General features: G+C 74.4%; 7 protein-coding genes. 4 read left to right on the top strand and 3 right to left on the bottom strand.

Translation table 11 applies throughout. The annotated features are described in order from the left end of the window. Positions 1-178: 178 nt before the first annotated feature. The 3 genes from B9S61_RS30180 to B9S61_RS30170 all read right to left on the bottom strand — a co-directional run bounded on the left by B9S61_RS30180 (position 179) and on the right by B9S61_RS30170 (position 1,797). Positions 179-418, bottom strand: a complete 240-nt coding sequence (locus B9S61_RS30180) for a hypothetical protein (protein ID WP_103545073.1) — start codon at positions 416-418, stop codon at positions 179-181. Between the two features lie 151 nt (positions 419-569). Further along, positions 570-1,109 (bottom strand): toxin-antitoxin system, toxin component, encoded by a 540-nt coding sequence (locus B9S61_RS30175; RefSeq protein ID WP_103545072.1) that lies wholly within the window; start codon positions 1,107-1,109, stop codon positions 570-572. A gap of 31 nt (positions 1,110-1,140) precedes the next feature. Then, a complete protein-coding gene (locus tag B9S61_RS30170) occupies positions 1,141-1,797 on the bottom strand; it encodes a helix-turn-helix transcriptional regulator (protein ID WP_103545071.1) in 657 nt (218 codons plus the stop codon). A 222-nt stretch (positions 1,798-2,019) separates the two neighbouring features. Here B9S61_RS30170 and B9S61_RS30165 point away from each other — a divergent pair, with 222 nt between their 5' ends. The 4 genes from B9S61_RS30165 to B9S61_RS30150 form a co-directional block, all read left to right on the top strand. Continuing rightward, entirely contained in the window at positions 2,020-2,679 is a 660-nt protein-coding gene (locus B9S61_RS30165) for a hypothetical protein (RefSeq protein WP_181007607.1), read from the top strand. Positions 2,680-2,744: 65 nt separating this feature from the next. Continuing rightward, positions 2,745-3,902 carry an FAD-binding oxidoreductase gene (locus B9S61_RS30160; protein ID WP_103545069.1) on the top strand — a complete coding sequence of 386 codons (1,158 nt, stop codon included), beginning with the start codon at positions 2,745-2,747 and terminating at the stop codon, positions 3,900-3,902. Next, positions 3,899-4,198 (top strand): (2Fe-2S)-binding protein, encoded by a 300-nt coding sequence (locus tag B9S61_RS30155; protein ID WP_181007608.1) that lies wholly within the window; start codon positions 3,899-3,901, stop codon positions 4,196-4,198. Before B9S61_RS30160 ends, B9S61_RS30155 begins: the two co-directional genes overlap by 4 nt. After that, a partial coding sequence (locus B9S61_RS30150) for an FAD/NAD(P)-binding oxidoreductase (protein WP_146064988.1) occupies positions 4,188-4,774 on the top strand: 587 nt, incomplete at its 3' end. The genes B9S61_RS30155 and B9S61_RS30150, both read left to right, overlap by 11 nt.

Genomic DNA, 4,774 nt, shown 5'->3' with positions numbered 1-4,774 from the left:
TCCCCGCGCCCCTGGGGTGTTGGGGGTCGGCGTGGGTTTCGAGGTGGTGGTGGATGCGGCTGGTTGCGCAGTTCCCCGCGCCCCTGGGGTGTTGGGGGTCGGCGTGGGTTTCGAGGTGGTGGATGTGGCTGGGCGGGTGGTTCCCCGCGCCCTGGGGGGCGGGGAACCGGGGGTTGGTTTACGGCTCGGGGTGCCAGGTGCGTACCAGGTGGAAGAACTCCTCCTCGTTGCCGGTCAGGCCCGCGCGGGCCAGTGCGGCCTCCGCCTCGGCGAGTACGGAGGGCGGGACCAGCGGGGGCACGGGAGTGCCCGGCGGTCCCGGCCGGGTGGTGTCGAAGGCGGCGCGCACGGTGTGCAGCAGCCGTAGATAGGCCTGGACGGCCGTGCGCTCGCGGTCGGTCAGTACGGCGGTGGGCATCGCTCGGCTCTCCCCGTGTCGTGGTCGTCGGTGCCACGCCCCCGCGCGGTGCGGAGGCACGCCTCCAGCTTGCCTTCCACCACTGACAATCGGGCGGCGCCGGGGGCCGGTTCGCCCGGCCGGCGGGGCTCGCGCGCCGGGGCGCGTCCGGTCAGCTCTGCGGACCCAGGTAGCCGAGCGACGCCCCGATCCGCCCCGCCAGATGATCCCGCTGCACCGGCCCGCGCAACGCCGAACCGGCCAGCCGGGTACGGCACTTGCTGGCCAGCAGCAGGCCGAACGCCTCGGCCTCCTTCTCCTCCGCGAGGTCGAAGCGGGTGCGCGCGGCGAACCGTAGGACGGTCGCCCGCAGGGCGTCCTCGTCGACCGCCGCGTCCAGAAGCCGGGCCGCGACTCCGGTCCCCGCGACATGACTGCCGCAGTGGCCCGCCTTCATGTGCCACAGCTCGTGGCCCAGGATCACCAACTGATGGTCGGGCGCGGTGCGTTCCTCGATCACCACGAGATCCAGGTCGGCCATGTCGAGCCACAGCCCGCTCGCCGTCCCCGGCGGGAAGACGGCCGTACGGAAGAGCACGGGCCGGCCGCGGCGCCGGCTCATCGCCTCGCACAGGGCCGCGTAGAGATCGGCCGGCCGCGCGGGGACGGGAAGCGTCAGCTCCGCGACCAGCTCGCCGCACAGGCGGCGCATTTCCCTGCCGATGCCCACAGTTCTCCCCGGGTCAGGACTTGGGCCGCTGGACGCTCTCCAGGAGCATGTCCAGCCACTCCGCGACCTTGTCGCGGTGCTGGTCGGTGGGCAGTTGCGCGGCCCGCCAGGCGATCCCGCGCACCCCGTGGTCCTGGAGCAGCCGCTCCAGCGGGTCGTCGGCCACCGCCGCCGCCTCGCGCTCCCGGTCCGCGAGCTTCTGCAGCAACTCCTGCTCGATGTGCTGAAGGGCGCTCGTCAGGGCCTCGGGGTCCTCCGCCGTGAGGAAACCGGCGTGCACCCGGAAGAACCGCTGGATGGCGTCACAGTGCTCCATGGTGGGCCGCCGGTCGCCGTTGATCAGCGCGCCCGCCTGCTGCCGGGACATGCCCGCGCCGTCGGCGATCTCCTGCTGCGTGCACCGGCGGCCGTTCGGCTTCAGCCGGGTGCGGCGCAGCAGGTCCAGCCGCTGCACGAACCGGGCCTGCACGTCGGGCTCGCCCGCGGGCCGCCCGCTCAGCAGCGCTTTGACCACGGGCTCCGGGACACCGGAGGCGACGGACAGCCGGCCGACGTCGAACACCTCGGAGTGCGCCACACCGAGCCGGTCGGCGAGTGCGGCGACGCGGGCGACGACGGCCGGCAGCGCGGCCGTCGGCGCGGTGCCCGGACCCTCGAAGCCACCCGTCACCGAAAGATCTCCTACGTCTCTCACAGGCTTCTCACAAGCGATTGCCGTGAACTTCACGGAGACTAGCCGGTGCTTCGAACCCACATCCAGGTCTCGCCACAACTGTGGCCAATTTCAGCCGCCCATCGTCGTGGAATGCCACGATAGTTGACATGCCGCATGTCCGGGCACCAGGATCGGGGCCCGCGTCAGGGCCGCACAGGCAAGAGGGGTGACCTCCCGATGACATTTCAGGCAGGAGGGCAGCGGCCGGACCCACGGCCCGGCCCCGGGACTCCCGGGGCCCAGGCCTATCTGCGGGACTACGCCGCGCTGCTCGAGGCGGCCCCGTTCCCCTCCCTGGTGGTGGACCACCGTTGGGACGTGCTGCTCGCCAACAGTGCTTTCCGGACACTTTTCCAGGACGTCGAGCCGCACCCCACGGCCCTGCCCGTCGACAACTTCCTCCGGTTCGTCCTCTTCCACCCGGACGCCGCCACCGTCCTCGGCGACCACGAGTACAGCTGGTGCCTGCCGATGCTGGCGCACTTCGCCAAGACCGTCGAGCGCCACGGCCACGACCACGGGCTGCAGGCCATCCGCCGGGACATCGCCCAGGATCCGATCATGGAGGCCGCCTACCGGCACGGGCTGCCGCACTGGCTCCGGTCCGTCGGCGAGCGGGCCGCCGAACACGACGGCGCGGTACGGCCGCTGCTGCACCCCGACCCGCGCTGGGGCGCCACGGACTGCCGCATCGTCGTCGAGACGACCGACACCCTCCGGGACATGGGCTGCGCCCGGCTGACCCTCGTCCTGCGCGAGATCCGCCGCGCCCCGGCCCGTGGCCGCCGCGCCCACCGCACCGTCTCCCACCTCCGGGTCGTCCACGCCGCCGACTGAACCGGCCCCCGGCCGGCCCGGTCCGCACTGTTCCCAGCATGTGTGCTGTGTGACATAGTACTGAGGTGAGCAAGCAGCTGACCTGCGATGTCGTGGTGGTGGGGGCCGGGATGGCGGGCGCCGCCTGCGCCCTGTACGCGGCCCGGGCGGGCCTCGACGTCACCGTCGTGGACCGGGGCTCCGTGGCCGGCGGAACCACCGGCGCGGGTGAGGGGAACCTCCTCGTCTCCGACAAGGCGCCCGGCCCCGAACTGGAACTCGCCCTGCTGTCCCACCGGCTGTGGGCGCAAGAGGCCCAAGAGCTGAGCCAGATGGTGGAGTACGAGGCCAAGGGCGGACTCGTCGTCGCCGAGACGTCCGAAGCCCTGGGCGGACTGCGGACGTTCGCGGACGCACAGCGGACCGCCGGGGTGACGGCCGACCCCGTCCCCGCCGAACGGCTCCACGACCTCGAACCGCGTCTGGCGCCCGGCCTCGCGGGCGGTGTCCACTACCCGCAGGACGCGCAGGTGATGCCCGCCCTGGCCGCCGCACACCTGCTGCGCGCCTCCGGGGCCCGGCTGCTCACCGGCCGCGAGGTGACCGGGGTGCTGCGCACCCCCGCCGGCGCGGTGCGGGGCGTGCGCACGGACCGCGGCGATCTCCACGCCCCCGCCGTCGTCAACGCGGCCGGCCCCTGGGGCGGCGAACTCGCCGGCCTCGCCGGGGTGTTCCTGCCCGTCCTCCCCCGACGCGGCTTCGTCCTGGTCACCGAACCCCTGCCACCCCGCATCCGGCACAAGGTGTACGCCGCCGACTACGTGGCCGACGTCGCCGGCGACTCCGCGGCGCTGGGAACCTCCCCGGTGGTGGAGGGGACGGCCGCGGGGCCCGTGCTGATCGGCGCCAGCCGGGAACGGGTCGGCTTCGACCGGTCCCTGTCGCTGCCGGCCGTACGGGCCCTGGCGGCGGGCGCGACCCGCCTGTTCCCCTTCCTCTCCGGCGTACGGGCCCTGCGCACCTACGCGGGCTTCCGGCCCTACCTTTCCGACCACCTTCCCGCGGTCGGCCCCGACCCCCGGGCGCCGGGCCTGTTCCACGCCTGCGGTCACGAGGGCGCGGGCATCGGGCTGGCCACCGGCACCGGGCTGCTCATCGCCCAGGCGCTGACCGGACGCACACCGGAACTGGACCTCGCCCCGTTCCGGCCCGACCGCTTCGAGGCAGAGGAGACCGAGTGGTGAATCCGCTGGAGCGTGCCGGGGCCCGGCCCGGACCCGCCTTCGAGGTCACCTTCGACGGGCGGCGGATCGAGGTGCTGCCCGGCCGCACCGTCGCCGCCGCGCTGTGGGCGGCCGGCATCACCTCCTGGCGCACCACCCGGGGCGACGGGCGCGCCCGCGGGGTGTTCTGCGGCATCGGGGTGTGCTTCGACTGCCTGGTGACCGTCAACGACCGTCCGGGACAACGCGCCTGTCTGGTGCCGGCGCGTCCGGGCGACGTGATCCGCACGCAGGAGGAGACGGGGCATGCGGACTGACCTGGCGGTGATCGGAGCCGGACCGGCGGGCCTCGCCGCCGCCCTCGCGGCGGCCGCGCGCGGCCTGCACGTCACCCTCGTCGACGCGGCGCCGGAGCCGGGCGGACAGTTCCACCGCCAGCCCGCCGCCGGACTCCGCGCGGAACACCCGCCGCACCACCGGCGGCGCACCTGGACCCGGTTGCGGGACGGGCTCGCCGCGAGCTCCGTGCGGGTGCTGGCGGAGCACCACGTGTGGTGCGTGGAGCGGGAAACGGACGGAACGACCGTGCACGCGCTGCTCGGGCCGGAGCAGGAGGAGCCCGCCGAGGTGCGCGCCACCGCCGTGCTCCTGGCCACCGGCGGATACGAGACCGTCCTGCCCTTCCCCGGCTGGACCCTTCCCGGTGTCCTCACCGCGGGCGGCGCCCAGGCCATGCTCAAGGGCGGTCTCGTCGTCCCGGGCCGGACCGCCGTGGTCGCCGGTACCGGGCCGCTGCTGCTGCCGGTGGCGACCGGCCTCGCGTCGGCGGGCGTGTCGGTCGCCGCGCTGGTGGAGTCCGCTGATCCGCGGCGCCTGGCACGGCACGCCGGAGC

Source organism: Streptomyces sp. SM1 (assembly GCF_002910825.1).
GTDB classification, from domain to species: domain Bacteria; phylum Actinomycetota; class Actinomycetes; order Streptomycetales; family Streptomycetaceae; genus Streptomyces; species Streptomyces okerensis.
This window is presented reverse-complemented; position numbering and strand designations above follow the sequence as displayed.